At 35.5% G+C, this 26,122-nt stretch carries 19 protein-coding genes; 13 read left to right on the top strand and 6 right to left on the bottom strand.

Annotated elements, in window-relative coordinates; all coding sequences use genetic code 11:
- Window positions 1–2: 2 nt before the first annotated feature.
- The 10 genes from DU428_RS09145 (at window position 3) to DU428_RS09100 (ending at window position 12,255) form a co-directional block, all read left to right on the top strand.
- Window positions 3–1,181, top strand: a complete 1,179-nt coding sequence (locus DU428_RS09145; RefSeq protein WP_113966752.1) for a glycosyltransferase family 4 protein — start codon at window positions 3–5, stop codon at window positions 1,179–1,181.
- A gap of 33 nt (window positions 1,182–1,214) precedes the next feature.
- Window positions 1,215–2,273, top strand: coding sequence for an exostosin domain-containing protein (locus DU428_RS09140; RefSeq protein WP_123796510.1), 1,059 nt, complete (start codon window positions 1,215–1,217; stop codon window positions 2,271–2,273).
- Window positions 2,274–2,286: 13 nt separating this feature from the next.
- The gene (locus DU428_RS09135) at window positions 2,287–3,720 is read left to right on the top strand and encodes an MBOAT family O-acyltransferase (RefSeq protein WP_113966754.1); all 1,434 of its coding nucleotides are present in this window, start codon (window positions 2,287–2,289) and stop codon (window positions 3,718–3,720) included.
- Window positions 3,720–4,601 carry a hypothetical protein gene (locus DU428_RS09130; RefSeq protein WP_113966755.1) on the top strand — a complete coding sequence of 294 codons (882 nt, stop codon included), beginning with the start codon at window positions 3,720–3,722 and terminating at the stop codon, window positions 4,599–4,601. The genes DU428_RS09135 and DU428_RS09130 overlap by 1 nt, the downstream gene beginning before the upstream one ends.
- A complete protein-coding gene (locus DU428_RS09125) occupies window positions 4,601–5,944 on the top strand; it encodes a glycosyltransferase family 2 protein (RefSeq protein WP_113966756.1) in 1,344 nt (447 codons plus the stop codon). Before DU428_RS09130 ends, DU428_RS09125 begins: the two co-directional genes overlap by 1 nt.
- Before the next feature lie 170 nt (window positions 5,945–6,114).
- A complete protein-coding gene (locus DU428_RS09120) occupies window positions 6,115–7,215 on the top strand; it encodes a glycosyltransferase family 4 protein (RefSeq protein WP_113966757.1) in 1,101 nt (366 codons plus the stop codon).
- A 2-nt stretch (window positions 7,216–7,217) separates the two neighbouring features.
- Window positions 7,218–8,342 carry a glycosyltransferase gene (locus DU428_RS09115; RefSeq protein ID WP_113966758.1) on the top strand — a complete coding sequence of 375 codons (1,125 nt, stop codon included), beginning with the start codon at window positions 7,218–7,220 and terminating at the stop codon, window positions 8,340–8,342.
- 56 nt (window positions 8,343–8,398) lie between these two features.
- Window positions 8,399–9,763, top strand: a complete 1,365-nt coding sequence (locus tag DU428_RS09110) for an O-antigen ligase family protein (protein ID WP_243633484.1) — start codon at window positions 8,399–8,401, stop codon at window positions 9,761–9,763.
- Window positions 9,714–10,718, top strand: a complete 1,005-nt coding sequence (locus DU428_RS09105) for a glycosyltransferase family 4 protein (RefSeq protein ID WP_072353259.1) — start codon at window positions 9,714–9,716, stop codon at window positions 10,716–10,718. Before DU428_RS09110 ends, DU428_RS09105 begins: the two co-directional genes overlap by 50 nt.
- Before the next feature lie 148 nt (window positions 10,719–10,866).
- Entirely contained in the window at window positions 10,867–12,255 is a 1,389-nt protein-coding gene (locus tag DU428_RS09100; RefSeq protein ID WP_113966760.1) for a sugar transferase, read from the top strand.
- 434 nt (window positions 12,256–12,689) lie between these two features.
- On the opposite strand, the gene DU428_RS09095 is transcribed toward DU428_RS09100, so the two are convergent.
- Window positions 12,690–13,847: a lipoprotein N-acyltransferase Lnb domain-containing protein gene (locus DU428_RS09095; protein ID WP_113966761.1), complete on the bottom strand. Its 1,158-nt coding sequence runs from the start codon at window positions 13,845–13,847 to the stop codon at window positions 12,690–12,692.
- A 14-nt stretch (window positions 13,848–13,861) separates the two neighbouring features.
- A complete protein-coding gene (locus DU428_RS09090; protein ID WP_072353274.1) occupies window positions 13,862–14,932 on the bottom strand; it encodes a putative type IX sorting system protein PorV2 in 1,071 nt (356 codons plus the stop codon).
- 123 nt (window positions 14,933–15,055) lie between these two features.
- Between DU428_RS09090 and DU428_RS09085 the strand changes: the two genes are divergently transcribed.
- Both DU428_RS09085 and DU428_RS09080 read left to right on the top strand, forming a co-directional pair.
- Window positions 15,056–15,796, top strand: coding sequence for a CDP-alcohol phosphatidyltransferase family protein (locus tag DU428_RS09085; RefSeq protein WP_072353256.1), 741 nt, complete (start codon window positions 15,056–15,058; stop codon window positions 15,794–15,796).
- A gap of 25 nt (window positions 15,797–15,821) precedes the next feature.
- Window positions 15,822–16,697, top strand: a complete 876-nt coding sequence (locus tag DU428_RS09080) for a DUF808 domain-containing protein (protein ID WP_113966762.1) — start codon at window positions 15,822–15,824, stop codon at window positions 16,695–16,697.
- A gap of 3,902 nt (window positions 16,698–20,599) precedes the next feature.
- On the opposite strand, the gene lptB is transcribed toward DU428_RS09080, so the two are convergent.
- The 4 genes from lptB to DU428_RS09060 all read right to left on the bottom strand — a co-directional run bounded on the left by lptB (window position 20,600) and on the right by DU428_RS09060 (window position 23,519).
- Window positions 20,600–21,340 carry an LPS export ABC transporter ATP-binding protein gene (gene lptB, locus DU428_RS09075; RefSeq protein ID WP_113966502.1) on the bottom strand — a complete coding sequence of 247 codons (741 nt, stop codon included), beginning with the start codon at window positions 21,338–21,340 and terminating at the stop codon, window positions 20,600–20,602.
- Between the two features lie 73 nt (window positions 21,341–21,413).
- On the bottom strand, window positions 21,414–21,761 hold the full coding sequence (locus DU428_RS09070) for a carboxymuconolactone decarboxylase family protein (RefSeq protein ID WP_072352090.1): 348 nt from the start codon (window positions 21,759–21,761) through the stop codon (window positions 21,414–21,416).
- Complete coding sequence (tatC, locus tag DU428_RS09065) at window positions 21,754–22,602, bottom strand: twin-arginine translocase subunit TatC (RefSeq protein ID WP_113966503.1); 849 nt, start codon at window positions 22,600–22,602, stop codon at window positions 21,754–21,756. Before tatC ends, DU428_RS09070 begins: the two co-directional genes overlap by 8 nt.
- Window positions 22,602–23,519 (bottom strand): KpsF/GutQ family sugar-phosphate isomerase, encoded by a 918-nt coding sequence (locus DU428_RS09060; protein WP_113966563.1) that lies wholly within the window; start codon window positions 23,517–23,519, stop codon window positions 22,602–22,604. Before DU428_RS09060 ends, tatC begins: the two co-directional genes overlap by 1 nt.
- Before the next feature lie 237 nt (window positions 23,520–23,756).
- Here DU428_RS09060 and DU428_RS09055 point away from each other — a divergent pair, with 237 nt between their 5' ends.
- Window positions 23,757–25,958, top strand: coding sequence for an ATP-dependent DNA helicase RecQ (locus tag DU428_RS09055; RefSeq protein ID WP_113966504.1), 2,202 nt, complete (start codon window positions 23,757–23,759; stop codon window positions 25,956–25,958).
- Window positions 25,959–26,122: the final 164 nt, after the last annotated feature.

Raw genomic sequence — 26,122 nt, 5'->3', positions numbered from 1 at the left:
TCATGCGCATTGGAATTGTACTTTCACAACCCCCTGGTTACTCAGAAACTTTCTTTCGGTCCAAAATTCTTGGGCTTCAGGAGAATGGAGTAGAAGTGCGCTTGTTTTGTCAGCATAGAAACGATGAATTTACACTTTGTCCCATTGTTGTTAGTCCTAAGGTGAGTAAGAATCCGTTCCTGCAATTATGTTTTTTTATAAAAGAGTTTGTGTTGCTGTTGCCATACTTATTCACGGTAATACGATATGTGAAATTGGAGCGAGCTGAAGAAACTTTATGGGTACAAATTATAAAGAAGGTGTATTTAAATGCGCACTTACTGAAAGCGAAGGTTGATTGGTTGCACTTTGGTTTTGCTACGATGGCCTTAGGCAGTGAAACTGTAGCCAAAGCCATTGGAGCTAAAATGGCGGTTAGTTTTCGAGGTTTTGATATGGTAGTTTACCCAGTGAAATATCCAGGATGTTATACTAAGTTATGGAAGTATGTAGATAAGGTGCATACTATTTCTGATTACCTTTTGGAATTAGCGAAAAAAAATGGATTACCTGATTCTATTCCAACAAGTAAAATTACTCCTGCCGTGGCGATGAAAATATTTGCACATAAAACCTCTAATTTTAAAGTTTCAAATGATTTAGTATTTATTACTACAGCACGTTTGCATTGGATAAAAGGGGTGGTTTCTACGCTTGAAGCTTTAGCTATACTTAAAGAGAAGGGTTTTGCTTTTACTTATAAAATTATAGGGGAAGGAAAGGAGTATGAGCGTATTGCATTTGCTGCTTACCAACTAGGATTAAAAGATGAGGTGCAGTTTTTAGGGAAGCTACCGCATGAAGAGGTTCAAAAAGCATTAGAGGATGCCCATATTTATTTGCAATACAGCAAGCAAGAAGGCTTTTGCAATGCCGTATTAGAGGCGCAGGCTATGGGGAAACTTTGTATAGTAAGTAATGCTGGAGGTTTGGCTGAAAATGTGTTACATGGTCAAACTGGATGGGTTGTTGCTAAGAATAACCCAAAAGCTCTAGCAAATCAAATAGAGAAAGTGCTATACATGACTGACGAAGAAAAAGCGCATATTTCAAAGAATGCTAGTGAAAGAGTAAGAAAGGAATTTGACACAGAAAAGCAATTGTTGGCATTTCTTGATTTTTACAAAGATAAAAATGCATAAACCATAAGTTCAAAACGATATAAAACGCCAAATTTGAAACTATACTATCCACTCTTACATTATGATGCAACCTACCGAGGTATGGTATTTCCTCTTTTAAAACCATTTATAAAAGGAGCTGATTTTACCGATACTCAGCGGATAGAAGTCTATGGGGTTTCTGAGCAAGATTTTGCGTTTACCGATAGGATGGAAGCGGCGGATTTAGTGATCCTGACCATGGCTTGGAATTATTATGTAAAAACAAAACAGGAGAGTCTGGCGGTATCCTTTATAGAGGAATGTGGTCGGCTCCATAAAAAGGTTCTTGTGGTTAATGTTGGAGATTTTGGAGTTAAAATACCAAGTTTTAACACTATTATACATCTTCGATCTGGAGGCTATAAAAGCAAGTTTAAGCATTATGAGTTTTGTATTCCTCCTTTTATAGAAGACCCTTTAAAAAAATATTACAAAACCGAAAAAGTATTACTTAGGCCATATACTACTAAAGCTATTGTTGGGTTTTGTGGTCAAGCAAATAGCTCTCGTGTTAATGCTATTAAAGAAGTAGTAAAAACTGTAGGTAGAAACATGAAATATTATTTAGGTTTAACTAAAGAGGATCCCCAGCAGTTGCTTTCTACAACTTATTTAAGAGCAAGGGTTTTAAGCAATTTGCAAGAGTCTGATAAAGTAATTTCTAATTTTATATTTAGAAAAAAATACCGAGCAGGAGTGCATAGTAATAAGGATTACCATGAGACTACCTTAGCGTTTTACAATAATTTAAAAGACTCTGATTATATTGTTTGTGTACGAGGAGCAGGAAATTTTTCGGTACGATTTTATGAAGCTTTGGCTATGGGGCGAATTCCTATATTTATTAATACCGATTGCGCTTTACCCTTAGATAACACTATTTCTTGGAAAAAACATGTGGTTTGGGTGGAGTATAAGGATCGTATGAACGTAGCACAAAAAGTATTTGAATTTCATAACGATTTAACTGAAAATGAATTTATAGATTTACAGCATACTAATAGAAAGTTATGGGAGGAGAAGCTTACTTTGGGAAAGTTTTTTAAGAGTTTGCAGAATGTTTTACAATAGACAAGTTGATTAGATGCTTTTTAATTCAATAGATTTCGCCATATTCCTACCAATAGTATTTATATTATATTGGTTTATATTTATCAAAAGCCTTAAGTACCAAAATATACTTATTTTGGCGGCGAGTTATGTTTTTTATGGATGGTGGGATTGGCGGTTTTTATCACTATTATTATTTAGCTCAATTGTAGATTATACAATTGGGCTTCAGATGGATAAAACAAGTAATCTAAAGAGCAGGAAGTTGCTTCTTTTTCTCAGTTTGTTCGTGAATTTGGGTTTATTAGGTTTTTTCAAATACTACAATTTCTTCATTGACAATTTTACTACAGCCTTTACATTTTTTGGTGGAACAATTCAACCTAATTCGCTCTCCATAATTTTACCTGTAGGGATTTCATTTTATACATTTCAAACACTTAGTTATACAATCGATATTTATCGACAAAAACTAGAGCCAACTAGAGATTTTATAGGGTTTGCTGCTTTTGTTGCTTTTTTTCCACAATTAGTTGCTGGTCCTATTGAAAGAGCTACTAATCTTTTACCTCAGTTTTTTAAGAAAAGAGAATTTAATAAAGATGAAGCGATTATTGGTGTTAAACAAATTATATGGGGGCTATTTAAAAAAATTGTTATCGCAGATAACTGTGCTCAATTCGCGAATGAAATTTTTGCAAATCACACTAGTTTCTCAAGTGCGACTCTAATTTTGGGTGTTATTTATTTTTCCTTTCAGATATATTGTGATTTTTCAGGCTACTCAGATATTGCCATAGGAACAGCACGTTTATTTAACTTTAAATTAATGGTTAATTTTAGGTATCCGTACTTTTCTAGAGATATAGCTGAGTTTTGGCGAAGATGGCATATTTCATTAACTACATGGTTTCGCGATTACGTATATATTCCACTGGGTGGAAGTAGAGTTACACGAACTAAACAAATTAGGAATGTTTTTATAGTTTTTATAGTCAGCGGATTTTGGCATGGAGCCAATTGGACCTTTATAGTATGGGGAGCGATAAATGCTTTGTTTTTTATTCCTTTATTACTCTCAAATAAGAATAGGATTAATACCGATACAATTGCTGCTAATAGGATTTTTCCGACGTTTATAGAAATAGTTTCTCTATTTTCAACTTATTGTATTGCCTTGTTTGGGTGGGTGTTTTTTAGGGCTACTTCTATAAAAACTGCATTTGAATATATTGGGGGAATTTTTAAAGGTGATTTTAGTATCGAAATGTTAAGATTAGAAAGGTTCTCTTTTGAACTTTTACCGTTAATTTTAATTTTACTAGGAATAGAGTGGTTTTCAAGAAATAGTGAATTTCCATTATGTTCAGCTAAACCAAACTATATTAAAGTTGGTGCTGTTATTATAATGATATTGGTTTTTGGAAGTTTTTCAATAGCTCAAGACTTTATATACTTTCAATTTTAATGAGAAAATTTATAACATACATAATTGTCTTAGTCTCCATTTTAGTTGGCTCTATGTACTTGTTAGACTCTATATATAGTTGGGTGTATCAAAATGGAGCTTATAGGAATAAAGTCATGTGGATGCATGATCTAAAGAATGAAGACTTAGACTATGTTGTTTTTGGGTCCTCTAGAGCAAATAATTATGTGATTCCGAATATTATTTATGAAAAAACAGGGAAAAGAGGACTCAATTTGGCTATTCAAGCATCTGGTCCGTTGGAAATCAAAGTTGCTGTTAAAGAATATTTAAAACATAATACTGCTAATAGAATTTTTATACAAGTAGATCATTCGTACAGTAAAGAAAAACCGGATAGGACAGGTCAATTGAGTTGGATTCCTTATATAGTTGATGATGATGTTTATGAGAGTTTTGAGCCTTATGGATCAGAGTATAAACTATTTAAGTATTTACCTTTTTATAGATACCAAGTATTTGACGCTCGTTTAGGATATCGCAATGTTTTGTTAAGTAGTTTAAATAAAGGTCTTGACTACTCAGAGTCTAAGGGATATACAGAATCGATAGGAAATTTACAAAAAGACAAACCCTACAGGTTTTTATTAGAGGATAAATCTAATTCTCATTTTATAGAAATTAATGAAATTTGTAGGTTAAATAACATTGAAGTAGTTTATTTTACTTCACCAATATATAAGGCAGAAGGAAATTTAGAGATAATATCTAATCACCTATCTAATTATTATAATTTTTCGAATATATTGCATGAAAGAAATTTGTTTAGCAATGCTGATCATGTAAATAAAAAAGGAGCTATGTTGTTTACTGAAGTTTTTGTTAATTCATTTTTTACTTGTCAATCCTATAAAGAATAATGCAGTTTTTATTCCTTAAATTCCTCCAACCTACCCAGTACTTTCAGCTTTATAAAAAAGACGGGAGCTCTGTTTTCCCTATTCCAAATAAACTGCCAAAAGATGTTCTTGAGTGTTTGGAGCCAGATTCTAATTTTACAAGTGCTGTTGCAAAAGAATATGACCTTTCTTGGCAGGCATTAAATAAGGGCTATATAGGAGGAACCGCGAGTTATGCTTCTTTTGAAAAAGTACCTATTGAAGATGAATATCGTTTTATACGAAAGTATTTTCATCCTGTATGGGTCTTATATGTGTTGCTACTTCGTTTGCTTTCTTTTAAAAACCCGATAAAAGAAATTCTAGCTTATCATAATACAAGAAATGTAAAAAGAAGTACCTATTTACAGCGGCCTATTACTAATGATGGCTGGCAAACTTTTGATTCAGCTTTAGTGTTGGATGCGCCTTTGGTTAGTGTGGTGATACCAACGCTGAATCGCTATACTTATTTAAAAGATGTACTTAGTGACTTGGAGCAGCAGGATTACAAAAATTTTGAAGTATTGGTGGTAGATCAGTCCGTACCCTTCCAGTCTGATTTTTATAAGGCGTTTGATTTGAATCTTCGTGTGATTAAACAGGAAGAAAAAGCACTGTGGTTAGCACGAAACACAGCCATTAAAGAAGCCAAAGGGGAGTTCATAGCTTTATCGGAAGATGACGTACGTGTAAATGCAGATTGGATATCTACCCATTTAAAATGTATAAACTTTTTTAAGGCGCAGGTGTCGGCCGGTGTATTTTATCCAGAAGGGCAAGAAATACCCAAAGAAAGGTCGTTTTTTACATTAGCTTCTCAGTTTGCAACGGGTAATGCTATGTTGTATAAGGGGGTTTTTAAGCAAGTAGGTTTATTTGATAGACAATTTGAAAAACAACGAATGGGTGATGGGGAGTTTGGCATGCGTGTATATTTAGCAGGCTTGAAGTCGGTATCTAACCCGTATGCATCCTGTATAGATGTTAAAGCAGGAACTGGAGGTTTACGAGAAATGGGCAGTTGGGATGCCTTTAGGCCTTCTAATTTTTTTGCACCACGACCGATTCCTAGTGTGTTGTATTATTTTAGAAAGTATTTTGGGAAGAGAGCAGCTCTGTTAAGTTTGTTACGAACCGTACCTATTTCTATTTTTCCGTATCAGTTTAAAAAGAATAAACCATTTTTGGTTCTTGGAGTACTTTTAAGTGTATTGTTGCTGCCGGTGGTTGTTATCCAGGTGGTATGGTCTTGGCGATTGGCTAGTAAGAAGTTAAAAGAGGGGGCATTGATTGAAGAGTTAAAAACTAAAAGAGAAGAGTGAAAAGTGAAAAGGGAAAAGTTTTTAGTAGATAGTGTTTAGGTATTAGGTATTGGGGATTAGGGATTAGTCGTTAGTATATAGTAGTTAGGGATTAGGTATTGGGACTAGGGATTAGGAGTGTAAAGTATTTTAGTTGTTAGTTGTTAGTCAGTAGTATTTAGTTATTAGAAATGAAAAGTAAACGCATATTGATAGTAAGTTCTGAGTTTCCTCCGCAGCCGGGGGGGATAGGGAATCATGCGTATAATTTAGCTTTATACTTCTCTAAACATGACTATGTAGTAACTGTTATAGCAGACCAACGGGATGTGGACCCTACAGAAGAAGTACTTTTTGATGAGAATTTGCCTTTTGTTGTGAAGCGGATTCCGATACGGTCTGTACGATTTTTGATGTATTTTCAAAGGATTCTCATCACCATGCAGGCATTTAGACAAACGGATCATGTGATAGCGACTGGGAAGTTTTCCTTATGGAATGTGGCTTTTTGCTCCTTATTATTTAAAAGAAATACGATGGCGGTGATACATGGGACGGAGGTGAATTTTAAGTCCGCCGCTTTAAGGAAGAGTATTGATTTGTCTTTAAAGCGTTTTGATTCTATTGTAGCAGTATCTTCTTATACCAAACAATTAGTACAACATTTAAAGAAAGATATACAGGTGATACCTAATGGGATTGATTTGAACCATTGGCAGGCTCATAAGTTGGTTAAGTGCGACTTAAAAGGAAGTCCTGTAATAACAACCGTTGGAAGGGTAAGTAGCCGAAAAGGACAACTAGAAGTTATTAAACTATTACCAGAGTTAAAAAAACACTATCCAAACATAGATTACCATTGCTTTGGGATACCTACAGAAGCAGATGCTTTTATGGAGCAAGCAAAGGAGCTAGGAGTAGAAAATGAAGTGCATTTTCATGGTGCAGTAGATGACAAGACTTTAAAGGAAGGGCTCTTGGCTACCGATGTGTTTGTTATGTTGAGTTCAGAAAGTGAGACGGGGGATGTAGAAGGTTTTGGAATTGCTATATTAGAGGCTAATGTTATGGGTGTTCCTGCTATTGGAGCTAAGGGGTGTGGTATTGCTGATGCTATTTTGGATGGTAAAACGGGGTTTTTAGTGAACACTCATTCTGTTTTGGAGTTTCAACAGGCTTTGGAGCACTTGTTAACAAATAAGGATTCGTATAGTCAATCAGCTAAAAGCTGGGCAGTGTCTCACTCTTGGGATGTAATAATTAAAAAGTATATTGAGATGCTTGAAGCTTAATCATGAAGTTAGCCATTATATCACATACCGAGCATTATAAATTAAAGGATGGAAGCATTGTAGGTTGGGGGCCTACAATTAACGAAATTAATCATCTGTTAGAAGTTTTTGACACAATTTATCATGTTGCTATGTTGCATGAGCTGGAAGCACCTCCAAGTGCATTAGGCTACAGTTCTGATCGGGTTGTATTTGTGTCCTTACCCCCATTGGGAGGTCATGGGGTTGGAGCAAAGTTGAAAATACTTTGGAAAGCACCATCGGTAATTAGTATCATTTATAATACTTTAAAAAAGGCAGATAAGTTTCAATTTCGTGCACCAACAGGGATTGGAGTTTATGTTATCCCTTTTCTAAGTTTATGCGTTAAAAAGCCTGGATGGTTTAAATATGCCGGGAATTGGAATCAAGAAACCCCACCATTAGGCTATAGACTGCAACGATGGATGTTGCAGCAGCAATCTAGGAAAGTTACGATGAATGGAAGTTGGCCTAATCAGCCAACGCACTGTATAACCTTTGAAAACCCCTGTTTAACCATTAACGAATTAGAAGAAGGGCTTCGTTTAGGAAAAGAAAAGAGTATAGCGAGCACTATTAATTTTTGTTATGTTGGTAGGTTAGAAAAACCAAAAGGTGTAGAGCGGATAATAAAAGCGTTAGCAGGTCTATCTGCAAGTGAAAAAAGTAGAATAGGAGTTGTACATCTAGTAGGTGATGGTAAAGAAAAGGATTACTTTTTGGAAATAAGCAAAGATACAGGGATGCGTTTTAAATTTCACGGATTTTTACCCCGACATGAAGTTTTTGAAATATATAGAGAATCCCAAGTGTTTTTGATGCCTACCACTGCTTCTGAAGGCTTTCCTAAAGTGATCGCGGAAGCTATGAATTATGGTTGCTTGCCTGTAGTGTCTAATATTTCCTCTATAGGGCAATATATTATAGATGGTGAGTTAGGTTATTGCTTAAAAGAGGTTAGTGCAGAAAATTTAAGAGAAGTTATAAGGGAGCTTATGGGGTTAAGTGATACACAGTATAAAACAATTTTAAACAAGCAAAGAGGGGTTGTAGAAAAATTTACTTATAAGTATTATAATCTTAGAATAAAAACAGAAATACTTTAGCGTAAAAGTATAAATTAATTAAGGTATTATATATAGACAAATGAAAATCAAGAATATTGAAAACTAATATTACATATATCGGCGCCATTGGGTTGCATGCAGCTTTAGGGATGTTGATTTATTTTAATGAAAGTTTAGCAAAACTATATTTTTTTGGTGCATTTTTCTGTTTTTTGCATCAAGTTGTTGTGGTTTCGGGGGATAAGAAGACTTTTGAAGTTTTAAAAGCTTGTGCTTATTTTGTAGGGATAGAAGTATTTATGCGCACAACTAAAGGATCTGTTTCCTACGAAGCATCTAAATATCTAGTGGTTCTTTTTGCGATGATAGGTATGTTTTATAGGGGGGTATCAGGTAAAGCCTTTCCGTACTTTATTTATCTTTTACTTTTAGTTCCCTCTATTTTTGTAGCCTCTACTACCTTGCGTTATGATGCAAATTTTAGAACGAATGTAGCTTTTGTGCTAAGTGGACCTGTATGTTTGGGAGTGGCTGCATTGTTTTGTTATGATAAAAAAGTGAGTTCTAAACAAATACAGGCAGTAATGTTGTATATGCTTTTCCCGTTAATAGCACATATGGTTTATAACTTCTTTTATACACCAGACATTAAGGAAGTTATTACTAGTACGGCTTCTAATACAGCAGCTTCTGGAGGTTTTGGGTCCAATCAAGTAGCTACTGTTTTTGGTTTGGGGATGTTTGTTTTAACGGTTCGCTTTTTTATGAAGTCGCCTACTTTAACTTTAAAAATATTACATATTAGTCTTTTTGCTTTTTTGAGTTTTAGAGCTTTAGTTACTTTAAGTAGAGGAGGGATTTATGCTGCTGTTATTGCGGTTATTGCTTTTTTAGTAATTTATTATGGTTATGTCAATACTAGGAAGCGAAATCAAATTGCTCAATTACTAGTATTGTTTTGTTTAAGTATTTTTGCTATTTGGACCTATACCTCTATACAAACCAATAATATGTTGGATAAGCGTTATGCTAACCAGGATGCTTTAGGGCGTGAAAAAGAAGACGTTTCAACAGGTAGAGTAGACTTGTTTATTGAAGAGCTAGAGGGGTTTATGTCTAGCCCTTTTTGGGGAATTGGTTCTAGTAGAGCTAAAGACCTGCGTATTGAGACCAAAGGACATGGGTTAGCTTCCCATAACGAGATAAGTAGAACTTTGGCTGAACATGGTTTCCCTGGGGTTGTTATTTTAATGATATTAATTTTTGTTCCTTTATATTACCGTTCTCAGAATAAGAAAAATTTGTTTTTTTATGCTTTTCTGTGCCTTTGGTTTGCAACTATTAACCATTCTGGTATGCGTATAGCTATGCCAGCCTTTATTTATGCCCTAGCTTTATTAAACGTCACTCATGAAAAACGTCCTTTACATAGGAAACAACTTAAGAAACCAGCAGTCTAATACCTCTTCTATACAGGTTTTAGGAGCTTTATTGGAAAAGGAGGGCTTTGCTATGTATTATGCTTCCTCTAAACAAAATAAGGTTTTAAGGCTGTTGGATATGGCTCGTAGCTGTATAAGCTTGTCGGATAGGGTAGATGTGGTTTTTATAGATACCTATAGTACCCTAAACTTTTATTATGCTGTGGTGGTTAGTCAGTTATGCAGGGTGTTGAAACTGCCCTATATTCCTATACTGCACGGCGGGAATTTACCAAGTAGATTAGCGGATAGTCCGTTTTTATCTAACTTAGTTTTTAAACATGCCTATAAAACGGTTTCTCCGTCTTTGTATATGGTGGAAGCCTTTAAAGAAGCAGGTTATGAAGGAGTTAAGTACATTCCGAATTCTATAGAAATAGAAAAGTATGCCTTTAAGGAACGAGATTTTAGCGATGTTAGAATGCTTTGGGTACGTTCGTTTTCTGAAATATACAACCCTTGTTTGGCAGTACGTGTATTGAAGCAGTTACAAGATGCTGGTGTTTCTGCTAGTCTTTGTATGGTTGGGCCAGATGCAGATGGTAGTTTGGAGGCGGTGCAACAATTAGCTAAAGATTTACAGGTGTCTGTTCGTTTTACCGGAAAGCTGCCAAAGGAAGAATGGATTAGTCTTTCTGAAGATTATAATGTATTTATTAATACAACTAATTTTGATAATATGCCGGTAAGTGTGATTGAAGCTATGGCTTTAGGGTTGCCGGTGGTTTCTACGAATGTTGGTGGGATGCCGTATCTAATTACAGACAAGAAAGATGGTTTGTTGGTTGCTCCAGAGGATGCAGCTGCTTTTGTAGGGGCTATACAACAGTTGGTTGCTCATCCAGAGGCTAGTAGAGAAATGGCTTTGGCAGCTAGGAAAAAGGTGGAGGCTTTTGATTGGGAGGTGGTAAAGGAGGAGTGGGTTAGTTGTTAGGGATTAGGGATTAGGTGGTAGGTTTTAGGGATTAGGTGTTAGGTTTTAGGTGTGGGTTGTTGGGCTTTGAGTTTAGGATTAAGGATTTGGTAAAATACTTGTTTGTTTCTTGTATATTTATATCTTTACTCTGAAATTAATTATATTAATGGGTAAAAAGAGGTCGGTTCATTTTAATATTTCTGAAAGGAAAATACTATTACGCACTTTTGATGTGTTTTTTGTGTTTCTGTCTCTTTTCATTATTAGTGAATCCTTTGCTTTTGATTATTTTTATGTTACCGAAGAGAACTGGACATGGGCTTTGGTTTTGGCTGTTTACTTAAGTGTTTTTGGAACGGTGTTTGAGCTATATGATTTACAAAAGGCCAGCAGAAAAGATGCTGTTTTATCAAATATTCTTTTAACGGTTTCGGTTACTGTTTTATGCTACTTGCTTACTCCTTTTTTTACACCTTTTTTACCAGCAAATAGGTTACAGATTTTATATTTCTTTTTAGCGATTATCCTAGGCTTGACAGTATGGCGTCTTGCTTATATAGGTTTTGTTGCTTCCCCTAGATTTTATAAAAAGGCTTTGTTGGTGGGTGATTCTTGTAATGTTGGTAAAGTTTTACAGGAGTTAGGTAGTTCGGATCCGAATTATAAAATCGTTGGCTTTGTTAATTGTGGTGGAGAGAAACCGGAGGAGGTTTTTGGTTTACAGGAGGTGGTAGTTAAGGACATACATGAGGTAATTAAAAAACAGCAAATCTCTGAAATAGTGGTTTCCTGTTATAATTCGGATACTATTCATCCGGACTTGTATCACCATTTAATAGCTTTATTGGAAAGAGGTTTTCCTATTAAAGAATATACGCAGGTATATGAAGAGATGACTTATCGTGTGCCTGTGCAGTTTGTTGGGAAAGACTTTTATAAATACTTTCCGTTTAGCAGATCTAATCATAACAAATTGTACTTGTTTTTTCAGCGTATTTTTGATTTGCTTTTTGCTGTTGTGGGGCTTCTACTAGCTGTGTTTTTTCTTCCTTTTATTTTATTTGGAAACATGCTTGCTAATCGTGGACCGTTGTTTTATAAGCAAGAGCGAGTTGGTAAAAATGGTAAACATTTTCATATTCTGAAATTTCGTACTATGGTAGAAAATGCGGAAAAAAATGGTGCTGTTTGGGCAAGTAAAAATGATGCTAGAGTCACTCCTTTTGGGAGATTTATGCGTAGATGCCGACTGGATGAGGTTCCACAGTTTTATAATATTCTTTTAGGGGATATGAGTTTTATTGGACCAAGACCGGAGCGACCTTCTTTTGTTAAAGAATTGTCGGAGGTTATTCCTTTTTACGAAACGAGACATATTATTAAGCCTGGACTAACTGGTTGGGCACAGGTATTGGTTCGCTATGGGGCTTCTGTGGAAGATAGCTTGTTAAAACTTCAATACGACCTGTATTATATTAAGCATCGAAGTTTCTTTTTGGATGCTAAAATCTTTCTGAAGACTTTGAGTACTGTTGTTTATTATAGGGGGCAGTGAGTTAGTTGTTAGTGGGTAGTGGGTAGTGGTATAGTTGTTAATAGTTTAGTGGTTTTTTAAGTGAAAAGATAAAAGTGAAAAGTGAAAAGTGATAAGTGATAAGTGAAAAGTGGGGAGGTGTTTGGTGGTTATTCGTTTAATCGTTAGTAGTATAGTCGTTAATAGTTTAGTTGTTTGTTGTGTATTGTAGGTTGATAGGTGATTATTGCTTGTTTTTATAGCTTCTAATTTCAAAACCTTAACTCCTAGTTTCTATTTGCTATTTTCTAATCCCTAATCCCTAATCCCTGTTTCCTAATTCCTAACCTGAAATCCTAAAACTTAGTTGCTAGTATTCTAATCCCAAATCCTTAATTCCTATTCCCAAATCTTTTAACCTTAGTCCTAGTGTTCTAGTTTCTATTTACTAGCTTCTAATACCTAATACCTGTTTCCTATTTCCTAGAAAAATAATTAAACAAATACACATATCTCACAGCTATTGCAATAAGTAGCGGGATAAGCGCGTATGCGAAGCTTTGTACTCCGGTGAACCAATGGAAAACGAGTAGAGCAAGTAGGATGATTAGGAAGCTTAGATACTTTTTAAACCAGGTTGCTACTTTTGTTTTTAGGACTTGGTGTGCTACCAAAATGTTTAATGCAAAGGCCCAAAGTAGGTTGTAGTTGTTTGCGGTTGTAGTATGGTCTGTGGCAAACCATAATAGTAAGAGGAAAACTCCTGTTAGTCCGGTGAAAAGAAATAAGCTGAAATCAAGCCATTTGTTTCGGTTTCCGGTTTTGTAGTTTTTGAAAGTGATGTATAAGATGATAAGACTTAGTACGCCGATAATAAATAAAGGGCTAAGGAAAAAGTTTTGATCTTTTTCAGTTTCTATTTTGGTATAAATAACTTCCGATTTTGTAACCAAGTTTTGGTTGTTGTCATCACGAGAAGCATTTTCAAAAAACTGATGGATATATTCTGGTAAGAACATGTGTTCGTAATCGGTTGCTCTTTGGTCTATGATAGAACCTAGGGCTAGATCGATTCCTAGTCCGCCCCAAGAATTCCAATGTACATTTTGACGGATTAAATCTCTAAAGGTGTTATCACCTAGAGCTTCTGGTGTATGAAATTGTACGTTATGGTGTGTAGTTTGCTCTAGAACATCTCTAATTTTTGTAGCGCAGTTATCGTAAAAGAAATCGTATAAATACTCTCTGTTTTGCGGAAGGGCATTGGTTTCTAAAAAGGCGTGTATGTCTCTTTTTTCTTCTTCCGTAAGGTTTAAAACCTGCTCTTTGATGGTTCTGTTTTGGCTTCGGTAATACTCAATAACCGGTAAGGTATTGCTAAATCCTTGGGAATATAATAGTTTACCTCTTGCGAAATTTAAGTAGAAATTTGGGTCGTCAAAAGGAAACCTTCCGTAGTCATAAACCACATCGGAAGTAGGGGTTTTTATTCGGATTCCGTTATGGCCAAAGGCATCGTTAAGGGAAGATCCTGGCCCTATGGTTAAAACACTAACTTGTGTGTTGGCGTAGTTGGTTTGTGCTTGGGTGTATACCAAGGAAAAGAAGCATAAAAGTAGGTAAAGCTTTTTCATATTATTTTGCTTAACTATCTGAAACAGTCAAAATCTATTTTTAGGGAAAATACGTTGGAATATAGTGCTACACTTTGATCGCCAATATCTGTAAAGGCGTAATCTACTTGAATGCAGTTATATTTGAATCCGATACCAATACTGGGCTGGAAGCCTATTTTTTCGGAATTATCTATTTGTAATTCGTTTTGGAAATTACCCACACCACCTCTAAGGTAGACCATATCGATATAGCCTACTTCAAAGCCGAATGCTGGATTGATACTTGCTACTGAGGTAGAAATTAAGTCGTTGTTTTGTTCGAAACGAATGTTTAAATCTACTTCTGTTAGGATGGAAAAATCATGGCGATATATAAACTTTTTTGCTATACCGAATTGCAGTTTCGGGATGGTAAGCTCGGTAGTTTCCGGAAGCTCTTGGTTTTGCCCTTCGACAGCATCTTGCACTTTGGCAAACTCTTCTTTGTCTATAGACCACGCGTTAAAAGTTGTGGTGATATCTCTAGCCATCAGGCCGAATTTCCAATTGTTTTTAGATTCGAATTGTACCCCAGCGTCAAGTCCGAAACCCCAAGAGTTTGCGAATTTCCCAATAACACGTCTAATAACTTTAGCGTTTACTCCGTAGTTAAACCCATCTATAGGTAATCGTCGTGAATAGGAAAAGGTTACCCCGTAATCGGCTGTGGAAAATTTACTAATTCTGTCATAGTTGATATTTCCTTCGGAATCGATTAATTCGGTAGTATTTAGAATATCGTCAACTGCAAACCGGATTAAGGATATACCAATAGCGCTGTCATGATCTAAAGGCATTGCAAAAGCAGCGTAGTCGTAATTGGCAATATTGGCAAAGTAGCTAGCATGCATTAGTGCAAGTTGTTTGTCTTCCATATTTACTAATCCGGCAGGATTCCAATAGCCAGAATTTACATCGCTTGAAAAGGCTGTAACCGCATTGCTCATACCTAGTGCAGCAGCATCTACACCAATATTCATAAATTCATTAGAGTATTTTCTAAGGGTTTGCGCTGAGAGATTTACGCAAAGGGTTAGGAGTAGTATGGTTAGTAGTCTTTTCAAAGATTTATTTTTTACAAATATGCTATTATTTTCCAATATATTAAACTTGAAAAAGCAATAGATATTGTTTAATTTTTGTTTTAGACGAAAATAGTTTGTTATTTTTACATCATAAACTGATATATGCGATTAAAAAGATTTATTCCGAATTTAATTACTCTGCTTAACCTTTTCTGTGGAAGCATTGCTGTAATATTAGCTGTAGAAAACAATTTTGTTTATGCTGCTTTTTTTGTTATTCTAGGAATCTTCTTCGATTTCTTTGATGGTTTTTTTGCAAGGAAATTGCAGGTGCAAAGTGAGCTAGGAGTGCAGTTGGACTCCTTAGCAGACATGGTTACAAGTGGCTTGGTTCCTGGTATTATCATGTATAAGCTTTTGGCTTTAGCTTCTACTAGTCCGGAGCCAAATGTAGGTTCCTGGGATTCTTTTATGACTTTAGGAGATACGGAGGTAGTTCCTTTAGCCTTTGTAGGTTTGTTAATTACCTTAGGATCTGCTTATAGGTTGGCTAAATTTAATATAGACGAAGAGCAGCAGAGCTTTTTTAAGGGTTTACCAACACCGGCAAATGCCTTGGTTATTATATCCTTTCCGTTAATTTTAGAGTTTCAGAACAGCGATGCTATGCATGCTATAATTTTGAATACTTGGTTCTTGTTAGGGATAACGTTGTTGAGTACTTATATACTGAATAGTCCGGTGAAACTTTTTGCATTGAAGTTTAAAAACTACGGATTTCAAGACAATGCGATACGTTATATCTTTCTTATTCTAAGCCTTGTTTTATTGGTAGTTCTTCAGTTTGCAGCCATACCATTAATTATTTTAACATATATTATTTTATCCTTATTTTCTAAATAGAAGAAGCAATTTTAAAACATATTAGATGGCATCAGGTATTTTTGCATTATTAGATGATATAGCGGCTTTAATGGATGACGTTGTAGTCATGGCAAAGATTAGTACCAAAAAGACTGCTGGGATTCTAGGAGATGATTTGGCGGTGAATGCTGAAAAGGCTACTGGTTTTGTTTCTTCTAGAGAATTACCTGTTTTGTGGGAAATCACGAAGGGTTCTGGACTCAATAAACTAATTATTTTACCTATTGCTTTTGTGCTGAGTGCTTTTGCGCCATGGGCGGTGAAGTTGGCATTGATTTTAGGGGGAATTTATTTAGCTTATGAAGGCGTTGAAAAGGTTTACGAGTATATTGTTCCGCATAAAAAGAAGGCTGCAGTTGTAGCTTTGAAGGATGTTTCTGAAGCAGATCAACGAATTGCAGAAAAGAAGAAGATTAAGTCTGCTATTTTTACAGACTTTATTTTATCGGTAGAAATTGTTATTATCGCTTTAGGTACGGTGATGGGTAAACCGATACTTTTTCAAATATTGGTGGTTTCTATTGTATCCTTAATTGCAACCATTGGGGTTTATGGTATTGTTGCACTTATTGTTAGAATGGATGATTTTGGCTATAAGTTGGTGAGCTTGAGTGCTAATAAGAAAAGTTTTTCTAGTCGTATTGGGAATTTTTTGATTAGGGCTTTGCCAGTAGTGATTAAGAGTTTGTCTGTAATAGGAACTATTGCTTTGCTTCTTGTTTCCGGTGGGATATTTGCGCATAATATAGAGTTCTTTCATCATTTCTTAGAAATGCTTCCTGGTACGCTTAGGGAATTTATATTAGGGATACTAATTGGTTTTGTTGCGTTTTTGGTGATGCAAGTGGTGAAGTTGTTTCTTCCTAAGAAGGAGGGGTGATTTTTAGTTTTTAGTTGTTAGTTGTTAGTAGTTAGTGGATTCCTGCGTGTGCAGGAATGATAGGGTTGTTGTTTTGTCATTGAGATGGAGGTAACGAGGGAAGCATCTCTAGTTAAGGATAATGTTCATTTTTTGCATTGATCAAAAAACGAACCAAAAAAATCTAGGCTGACGATGCTTTATCTAAATTTTTCATTTGCCACCTAAATTTTAGGAACTCGCTATTAGAATACTCGTTCAAATAGTGTTTTGATAAGCTCAAACAGCCTAAAATTTTACGGTGTCTTCATTTCAAATTTTACGATAAATCCTCGATAGGCCGGGGGCATACTAAGGGGCTTTTTCTTGTATATAGTGTGTTTCTTTTATTATTTGCTTTATAGGTTTGAAGTGGATTCCTGCGTGTGCAGGAATGACAGAAGGAGTTTTATTTATAAATATTCATTTTTTTGCATTGATCAAAAAAACGAACCAAAAAAAATCTAGGCGGATTTTCGTTTGCTTGAAAACTACATAAAAGCCTTATCATGCGGATGGCAAAACGCTGCGCTAGGCCATCCTCCGCGTCCTTTCTGCGTCTTTTATTTGTTTTACTACGCAAACGAAAAATAAGCCGAGGGGATACTAAGGAGCTTATTCTTAAAAAGGGTGATTTTTTTTAGCAATAAGTTGAATGGATTCCTGTCTGCGTAAGAATGATAATTTTACTAAGATATATAGTATTTTACTTTCAAACTCCCCTTTCTTTGCTTTCGCAGAGCTTCAGCAAATTCATTCCCCTCTTTGGCTAAAGAGGGGAGCGTCTAAGCGATGGGCTTTGTTCTTGGTTGTGGATTTTTGTCTTTGGAGGAATGACAGAAGGTGCTTTATTTATAAATGTTCATTTTTTTGCATTGATCAAAAAAACGAACCAAAAAAAATCTAGGCGGATTTTCGTTTGCTTGAAAACTACATAAAAGCCTTATCATGCGGATGGCAAAACGCTGCGCTAGGCCATCCTCCGCGTCCTTTCTGCGTCTTTTATTTGTTTTACTACGCAAACGAAAAATAAGCCGAGGGGATACTAAGGAGCTTATTCTTAAAAAGGGTGATTTTTTTTAGCAATAAGTTGAATGGATTCCTGTCTGCGTAAGAATGATAATTTTACTAAGATATATAGTATTTTACTTTCAAACTCCCCTTTCTTTGCTTTCGCAGAGCTGCAGCAAATTCATTCCCCTCTTTGGCTAAAGAGGGGAGCGTCTATGTGATGGGCTTTGTTCTTGGTTGTGGATTCCTGCCTCGGAGGAATGACAGAAGGTGCTTTATTTATTTATAAATGTTCATTTTTTGCATTGATCAAAAAACGAACCAAAAAAGTCTAGGCTGACGATGCTTTATCTAAATTTTTCATTTGCCACCTAAATTTTAGGAACTCGCTATTAGAATTCTCGTTCAAATAGTGTTTTGATAAGCTCAAACAGCCTAAAATTTTACGGTGTCTTCATTTCAAATTTTACGATAAATCCTCGATAGGCCGGGTGGATTCTAAGGGGCTTTTTTCTTATAAATGAATATGTTGGTTTTCAGTAATCAAACTCCCCTTTCTTTACTTTCGCGGAGCTGCAGCAAATTCATTCCCCTCTTTGGCTAAAGAGGGGAGCGTCTATGTGATGGGCTTTGTTCTTGGTTGTGGATTCCTGCCTCGGAGGAATGACAGAAGGTGCTTTATTTATTTATAAATGTTCATTTTTTGCATTGATCAAAAAACGAACCAAAAAAAATCTAGGCGGATTTTCGTTTGCTTGAAAACTACATAAAAGCCTTATCATGCGGATGGCAAAACGCTGCGCTAGGCCATCCTCCGCGTCCTTTCTGCGTCTTTTATTTGTTTTACTACGCAAACGAAAAATAAGCCGAGGGGATACTAAGGAGCTTATTCTTAAAAAGGGTGATTTTTTTTAGCAATAAGTTGAATGGATTCCTGTCTGCGTAAGAATGATAATTTTACTAAGATATATAGTATTTTACTTTCAAACTCCCCTTTCTTTGCTTTCGCGGAGCTGCAGCAAATTCATTCCCCTCTTTGGCTAAAGAGGGGAGCGTCTAAGCGATAGGCTTACTCTTGTTAGTGGATTTTTGTCTTTGGAGGAATGACAGAAGGTGCTTTATTTATAAATGTTCATTTTTTTGCATTGATCAAAAAAACGAACCAAAAAAAATCTAGGCGGATTTTCGTTTGCTTGAAAACTACATAAAAGCCTTATCATGCGGATGGCAAAACGCTGCGCTAGGCCATCCTCCGCGTCCTTTCTGCGTCTTTTATTTGTTTTACTACGCAAACGAAAAATAAGCCGGGTGCCTTTTAAGGGGCTTTTTTCTTATAAATGAATATGTTGGTTTTCAGTAATCAAACTCCCCTTTCTTTGCTTTCGCAGAGCTTCAGCAAATTCATTCCCCTCTTTGGCTAAAGAGGGGAGCGTCTATGTGATAGGCTTTATTCTTGGTAGTGGGTTCCTGCTTTTGGAGGAATGGCAGAAGGTGCTTTATTTATAAATATTCATTTTTTTGCATTGATCAAAAAAACGAACCAAAAAAAATCTAGGCGGATTTTCGTTTGCTTGAAAACTACATAAAAGCCTTATCATGCGGATGGCAAAACGCTGCGCTAGGCCATCCTCCGCGTCCTTTCTGCGTCTTTTATTTGTTTTACTACGCAAACGAAAAATAAGCCGAGGGGATACTAAGGAGCTTATTCTTAAAAAGGGTGATTTTTTTTAGCAATAAGTTGAATGGATTCCTGTCTGCGTAAGAATGATAATTTTACTAAGATATATAGTATTTTACTTTCAAACTCCCCTTTCTTTGCTTTCGCGGAGCTGCAGCAAATTCATTCCCCTCTTTGGCTAAAGAGGGGAGCGTCTATGTGATGGGCTTACTCTTGTTAGTGGATTTTTGCCTTTGTAGGAATGACAGAAGGTGCTTTATTTATAAATGTTCATTTTTTTGCATTGATCAAAAAAACGAACCAAAAAAAATCTAGGCTGACGATGCTTTATCTAAATTTTTCATTTGCCACCTAAATTTTAGGAACTCGCTATTAGAATACTCGTTCAAATAGTGTTTTGATAAGCTCAAACAGCCTAAAATTTTACGGTGTCTTCATTTCAAATTTTACGATAAATCCTCGATAGGCCGGGGGCATACTAAGGGGCTTTTTTCTTATAAATGAATATGATGGTTTTCAGTAATCAAACTCCCCTTTCTTTGCTTTCGCAGAGCTTCAGCAAATTCATTCCCCTCTTTGGCTAAAGAGGGGAGCGTCTATGTGATGGGCTTTGTTCTTGGTTGTGGATTCCTGCCTCGGAGGAATGACAGAAGGTGCTTTATTTATTTATTTATAAATGTTCATTTTTTGCATTGATCAAAAAACGAACCAAAAAAGTCTAGGCGGATTTTCGTTTGCTTGAAAACTACATAAAAGCCTTATCATGCGGATGGCAAAACGCTGCGCTAGGCCATCCTCCGCGTCCTTTCTGCGTCTTTTATTTGTTTTACTACGCAAACGAAAAATAAGCCGAGGGGATACTAAGGAGCTTATTCTTAAAAAGGGTGATTTTTTTTAGCAATAAGTTGAATGGATTCCTGTCTGCGTAAGAATGATAATTTTACTAAGATATATAGTATTTTACTTTCAAACTCCCCTTTCTTTGCTTTCGCGGAGCTTCAGCAAATTCATTCCCCTCTTTGGCTAAAGAGGGGAGCGTCTAAGCGATGGGCTTACTCTTGTTAGTGGATTTTTGTCTTTGGAGGAATGACAGAGTTAGAATGTTAGATTTTAGTACCTAATATTAAAAAATGGCGAACTAAAAGTTTAAAAAGATAATGGGAGTCTTTCTATTAGGGGAAATCTACAAAAAAAATTAAAAATCCAGTTTCTTTCTACGTAATTCAAAGTTTTGACCTAGGTAGACTTTCCTAACCATTTCGTCTTCTGCAAGTTCTTCTGGTTTTCCTGCTTTAAGAATTCCTCCTTCAAACATCAGGTAGGTTCTGTCTGTAATGGCAAGGGTTTCTTGTACGTTATGGTCGGTGATTAAGATACCGATATTCTTTTTGGTAAGTTGAGCTACAATACGTTGGATGTCTTCTACCGCTACAGGGTCTACACCAGCGAAAGGTTCATCTAATAAAATAAAATTCGGGTCGGTTGCAAGGGCGCGAGCAATTTCTGTACGTCTACGCTCTCCCCCAGAAAGTAAATCCCCTCTACTTTTACGAATATGTCCTAAGCTGAACTCTTCGATAAGGGATTCCATTTTATGGAGTTGTTCTTTCTTGCTAAGCTTTGTAAGTTGTAAAACACTTAAGATATTGTCTTCGATACTTAATTTTCTGAATACAGAAGCTTCTTGTGCTAGATATCCAATACCGTTTTGTGCACGTTTGTACATTGGGTATTTGGTAATATTGGTGTCATTTAAGTAAATATTTCCACCATTTGGCTTAATCAGTCCAACAATCATATAAAACGAAGTTGTTTTTCCTGCACCATTAGGGCCTAAAAGTCCGACAATTTCTCCTTGGTTGACTTCTAGAGAAACATCTTTTACAACTTTTCTACCGTTATAGGACTTCATTAAATGTTCTGCTCTAAGCTTCATATCTGTATTGTAAATGCTAAAAATAGTAAAAAGCAATTTACTATTATAAAATCACTAGTAATTTAAGTAAAGTTTAACCTTGGTTTTCAAGAGCATCCCAATATTCATAGGCTCTACGTAGGTGTGGAATAACAATGGTTCCTCCAACTAGGTTTGCAATAGAAAGGGATTCCACTACTTGTTCTTTGGTTAAACCTTCGTTATAACATGCTTCTAAATGATATTTTACGCAATCGTCACAACGTAATACCATAGATGCTACTAGGCCTAGTAATTCTTTAGTTTTCTTATCTAGGGTGCCTTCCGCGAAAGCGTTAGTGTCTAAATTAAAGATACGTTTGATGACCTTATTGTTATCGGCTAAAATTTTATCGTTCATTTTAGAACGATACTCGTTAAACTCTGTTACTATATTAGACATGTTCTTTTATTTTAGTTTCTTTTTTCTTTTTAGCTTCTCTTTTTACTACAAATCTCGAAATATAAATACTTGCTTGGTATAGTATTAATATGGGGATGGCAACAATTATCTGACTCGCAATATCTGGAGGGGTGATAATTGCAGAAAGGATTAGTACAATTACTAATGCGTGTTTTCTGTATTTTTTTAAGAATTCTGGAGTAACTAAGCCTACTTTGGTTAAGAAGTAGATGATTATAGGAAGCTCGAAAATTAATCCTGAAGCAATTACGGTAGATCTTACTAAACCTATATAACTACTTAAATCGAAATCGTTATGCACTTGCTGACTCACCGAATAAGTTCCTAGGAAGTTGATGGATAAAGGTGTTACAATATAGTAACCGAAAAGTACTCCTAAGAAAAATAAAAGGGAAGATACAATGATAAACCCTCTTGAATGTTTACGTTCGTTTTCATGCATTCCTGGGCTTATAAATGCCCAAAGTTGGTATAATACATAAGGAAATGCAACTATGAATCCAGCATACACGGAGGTCCATAAATGGGCTGAAAATTGTCCGGCTAGGGTTCTACTTTGGATTCTGAAAGGGAAACTTTCCCCACAGAAAGTAGCGTCTTCTATACCAATAAATTGGCTAACCGCACAAAGCCAGCGGTAAGTTGGGAATGACATATCTTTAGGCCCTAGGATAATTACATCGAAAATAAATCCTTTAAATATAAAAGCTGCAAATCCGCAAAGGACGATTGCAATACAAATACGTACTAAATGCCATCTTAAATCTTCTAGGTGGTCTAGAAAGGACATTTCGTTTACATTCTTCTTTCTTTTAGCCATTATATAATTCCTTCTCTAATTAAATCATGTACGTGAATTACACCGCCATAGTTTCCGTTTTCTTCTACAAGAAGTTGTGAGATTCCGTAAGTTTCTAAAACCTCCATGGCATCTACGGCCATAGCGTTAATATCGATGCGTTTTGGGTTTTCGCTCATGATGTCTTTTGCAGTAAGCTTAGAGAAATCATCTACTTTGGTAAGCATTCTACGTAGATCCCCATCGGTAATAATCCCGATGATTTTATCATTTTCTACTACAGCAGTTACCCCAAGCATTTTTTCGGTAATTTCAACAATTACTTCTTTGATACTAGTGTTTGGAGTAACCTTTGGTTTTTGGTTTACCGAAGAGATATCGTGTACTCGTAAATATAATTTTTTACCTAAAGCACCTCCTGGGTGGTATTTAGCAAAATCGGTACTAGAAAAGCCGCGCAATTCTAATAAGCAAACGGCAAGTGCATCTCCAAGTACTAATTGTGCCGTGGTACTAGTTGTAGGAGCAAGGTTGTTTGGGCAAGCTTCTTTTTCAACATAAGCGTTTAAAAGATAATCTGCTTGTTTTCCTAAAAAGGAGTCTTTATTACCAGTAATAGCAATCATTTTGTTGCCTGCGTTCTTAATTAAAGGAACAAGGACTTTAATTTCTGGCGTGTTTCCGCTTTTAGAAATACATATAACAATGTCTTCTTTTAGAATTAAACCTAAATCCCCATGAATAGCATCTGCAGCATGCATAAAAACGGCAGGAGTTCCTGTAGAATTTAATGTAGCTACTATTTTGGTGGCAATTATGGCACTTTTACCAATTCCTGTAATAATAACTCTACCTTTAGCGTTATAAATAAGGTTTACAGCATCTGCAAAGTCTTCTGTAATTAAACTAGCTAAATTTAAAATGGATTTACTCTCCATTTCAATAGTTTGTTTTGCAGTATTTAATATAGATTGATTATTGCTCAAAATTTATGAGTTTTTTAAGTTGTTAGGTCTGAAGAATTTTTTACCTTTAAATTTATTCAATTTTTCAGAATTTGTACTATATATAATGATGCAAAGCTAATGAAAAAATGAAGAGGATAATATTTACACTACTAATTAATAGCAAAAATAATTAGTGTATTTTTGAATTATAAAAATTAAAAACAATACATGTCTATTATTGAAAAGGATTTACAAGCTTCTTTAAAAAAATATTTCGGATTTGGTAACTTTAAAGGGTTACAGGAGAGCGTCATTAAAAGCATATTAGCAGGAGAAAATACCTTTGTTATTATGCCGACAGGAGGTGGAAAGTCTTTATGTTATCAACTTCCAGCGTTAATGCAAGAGGGTACAGCAATTGTTGTTTCGCCTTTAATTGCTTTGATGAAAAATCAGGTGGATGCTATTAGAGGTGTTTCTAATACCGAAGGAATTGCACATGTTTTAAATTCTTCGTTAAATAAAACCGAGGTAAAACAAGTAAAAAAGGACATCACGGATGGTGTAACGAAATTACTTTATGTAGCCCCAGAATCCTTAACAAAAGAAGATAATGTAGAATTTCTTCGATCGGTAAAGATTTCTTTTATGGCGGTAGATGAAGCCCATTGTATTAGTGAATGGGGACACGATTTTAGACCAGAGTACAGAAATTTAAAAAGTATTATTCAACGTATAGGCGATAATATTCCTATTATAGGTCTTACAGCTACTGCAACTCCTAAGGTGCAGGAAGATATTTTAAAGAATCTTGGTATGCCAAATGCCAATACCTTTAAAGCATCTTTTAATAGACCAAACTTATATTACGAGATACGCCCAAAAACAAAAAATGTAGATGCAGATATTATTCGTTTTATCAAACAAAACGAAGGGAAATCCGGTATCGTTTATTGTTTAAGTAGGAAGCGGGTTGAAGAACTTGCTCAGGCTTTACAAGTAAATGGTATCAAGGCTGTACCTTATCATGCAGGTTTAGATGCTAAAACTAGATCGAAGCACCAAGATATGTTCTTGATGGAAGATATTGATGTAGTTGTTGCAACTATTGCTTTTGGAATGGGAATTGACAAGCCAGATGTTCGTTTTGTCATCCACCACGATATACCAAAAAGTATTGAAAGTTATTATCAAGAAACCGGTAGAGCAGGACGTGATGGAGGAGAAGGGCATTGTTTGGCGTATTATTCTTATAAAGACATTGAAAAACTTGAAAAGTTCATGTCTGGAAAACCAGTAGCAGAACAAGAAATTGGTCATGCTTTATTGCAGGAAGTTGTTGCATTTGCAGAAACTTCTATCTCTAGAAGAAAATTCATCCTTCATTATTTTGGAGAAGAATTTGACAACGAAACCGGAGAAGGTGGAGAGATGGATGATAATGTTAGACATCCTAAAAAGCAGCAAGAAGCAAAAGACTCTGTAAAACTGTTATTAGAAATAGTAGATAAAACCAATCAGAAATACAAGTCTAAAGATTTAGTGAATGTTATTATAGGTAAAGAAAATGCCATGATAAACTCACATAAAACTCATGAGCAGCCTTTCTTTGGAGCTGGAAAAGATCATGATAAAATATATTGGATGGCTCTAACAAGGCAAGCTTTGGTTGCAGGCTTTTTAAAGAAAGATATTGAAACTTACGGGGTAATCAAGTTGTCTAAAGCAGGGAAGGAATTTATTAAGAATCCGCAGTCCTTTATGATGACAGAAGACCATGTATTTAATGAAGCTAATAACGACTCTATAGTAACGGCATCTAAAGGTTCAGGTGGTGTTGCAGATGCTGTTTTAATGGGTATGCTGAAAGATTTACGTAAGAAGAATGCTAAGAAATTAGGCGTTCCTCCGTTTGTGATTTTTCAAGATCCTTCCTTAGAAGATATGTCCTTAAAATACCCTATTACCTTAGAAGAACTTTCTAATGTGCACGGTGTAGGAGAAGGAAAAGCAAAAAAATACGGTAAAGATTTTATCAAGCTTATAGAAAAATATGTAGAAGAAAACGATGTTATCCGTCCGGATGATATGGTTGTAAAATCTACAGGAAGTAATTCGGCTTTAAAACTTTATATCATTCAGAATGTTGATAGAAAGCTACCACTAAGTGATATTGCTTCTGCTAAAGGAATGGAAATGGCCGATTTTATTAAGGAAATGGAGGCTATTGTATATTCTGGAACAAAATTGAATATCGACTATTGGTTGAATGATATTTTAGATGAAGATCAGCAAGAAGAGATTCATGATTACTTTATGGAATCTGAAACCGATAAAATAGATGTAGCTATTGAAGAGTTTGACGGCGATTATGATGACGAAGAACTTCGATTATATAGAATTAAGTTTATTTCTGAGGTGGCTAATTAGTAGTTAGTAATTAGTAGATAGTAGTTAGTAAATAATAAATAACCTCTTCATCTTTTGATGGGAGGTTTTTTTTTGTGTTTGTACTTGAGGTATTTATTCTTCTTTTTTTTTTTTTTTTTCGTTGAAAAGCTTAGAGTGTTTCAGATAAGGTATTTGGTTATTCG

This window comes from Oceanihabitans sediminis (genome assembly GCF_003337215.1).
GTDB lineage: Bacteria > Bacteroidota > Bacteroidia > Flavobacteriales > Flavobacteriaceae > Oceanihabitans > Oceanihabitans sediminis.
The sequence above is the reverse complement of the archived record's forward strand: the minus strand, read 5'-3'. Positions and strand labels throughout refer to the sequence as shown.

Excerpts from the sequence above, each read along its gene's own strand:
- DU428_RS09080 (WP_113966762.1), top strand. The coding sequence starts at position 15,822 with ATGGCATCAGGTATTTTTGCATTATTAGATGATATAGCGGCTTTAATG.
- DU428_RS09060 (WP_113966563.1), bottom strand. The coding sequence starts at position 23,519 with ATGGAGAGTAAATCCATTTTAAATTTAGCTAGTTTAATTACAGAAGAC.
- DU428_RS09145 (WP_113966752.1), top strand. The coding sequence starts at position 3 with ATGCGCATTGGAATTGTACTTTCACAACCCCCTGGTTACTCAGAAACT.
- DU428_RS09130 (WP_113966755.1), top strand. The coding sequence starts at position 3,720 with ATGAGAAAATTTATAACATACATAATTGTCTTAGTCTCCATTTTAGTT.
- DU428_RS09135 (WP_113966754.1), top strand. The coding sequence starts at position 2,287 with ATGCTTTTTAATTCAATAGATTTCGCCATATTCCTACCAATAGTATTT.
- DU428_RS09070 (WP_072352090.1), bottom strand. The coding sequence starts at position 21,761 with ATGTCTAATATAGTAACAGAGTTTAACGAGTATCGTTCTAAAATGAAC.
- tatC (WP_113966503.1), bottom strand. The coding sequence starts at position 22,602 with ATGGCTAAAAGAAAGAAGAATGTAAACGAAATGTCCTTTCTAGACCAC.
- DU428_RS09105 (WP_072353259.1), top strand. The coding sequence starts at position 9,714 with ATGAAAAACGTCCTTTACATAGGAAACAACTTAAGAAACCAGCAGTCT.
- DU428_RS09115 (WP_113966758.1), top strand. The coding sequence starts at position 7,218 with ATGAAGTTAGCCATTATATCACATACCGAGCATTATAAATTAAAGGAT.
- lptB (WP_113966502.1), bottom strand. The coding sequence starts at position 21,340 with ATGAAGCTTAGAGCAGAACATTTAATGAAGTCCTATAACGGTAGAAAA.
- DU428_RS09085 (WP_072353256.1), top strand. The coding sequence starts at position 15,056 with ATGCGATTAAAAAGATTTATTCCGAATTTAATTACTCTGCTTAACCTT.
- DU428_RS09100 (WP_113966760.1), top strand. The coding sequence starts at position 10,867 with ATGGGTAAAAAGAGGTCGGTTCATTTTAATATTTCTGAAAGGAAAATA.
- DU428_RS09120 (WP_113966757.1), top strand. The coding sequence starts at position 6,115 with ATGAAAAGTAAACGCATATTGATAGTAAGTTCTGAGTTTCCTCCGCAG.
- DU428_RS09095 (WP_113966761.1), bottom strand. The coding sequence starts at position 13,847 with ATGAAAAAGCTTTACCTACTTTTATGCTTCTTTTCCTTGGTATACACC.
- DU428_RS09055 (WP_113966504.1), top strand. The coding sequence starts at position 23,757 with ATGTCTATTATTGAAAAGGATTTACAAGCTTCTTTAAAAAAATATTTC.
- DU428_RS09125 (WP_113966756.1), top strand. The coding sequence starts at position 4,601 with ATGCAGTTTTTATTCCTTAAATTCCTCCAACCTACCCAGTACTTTCAG.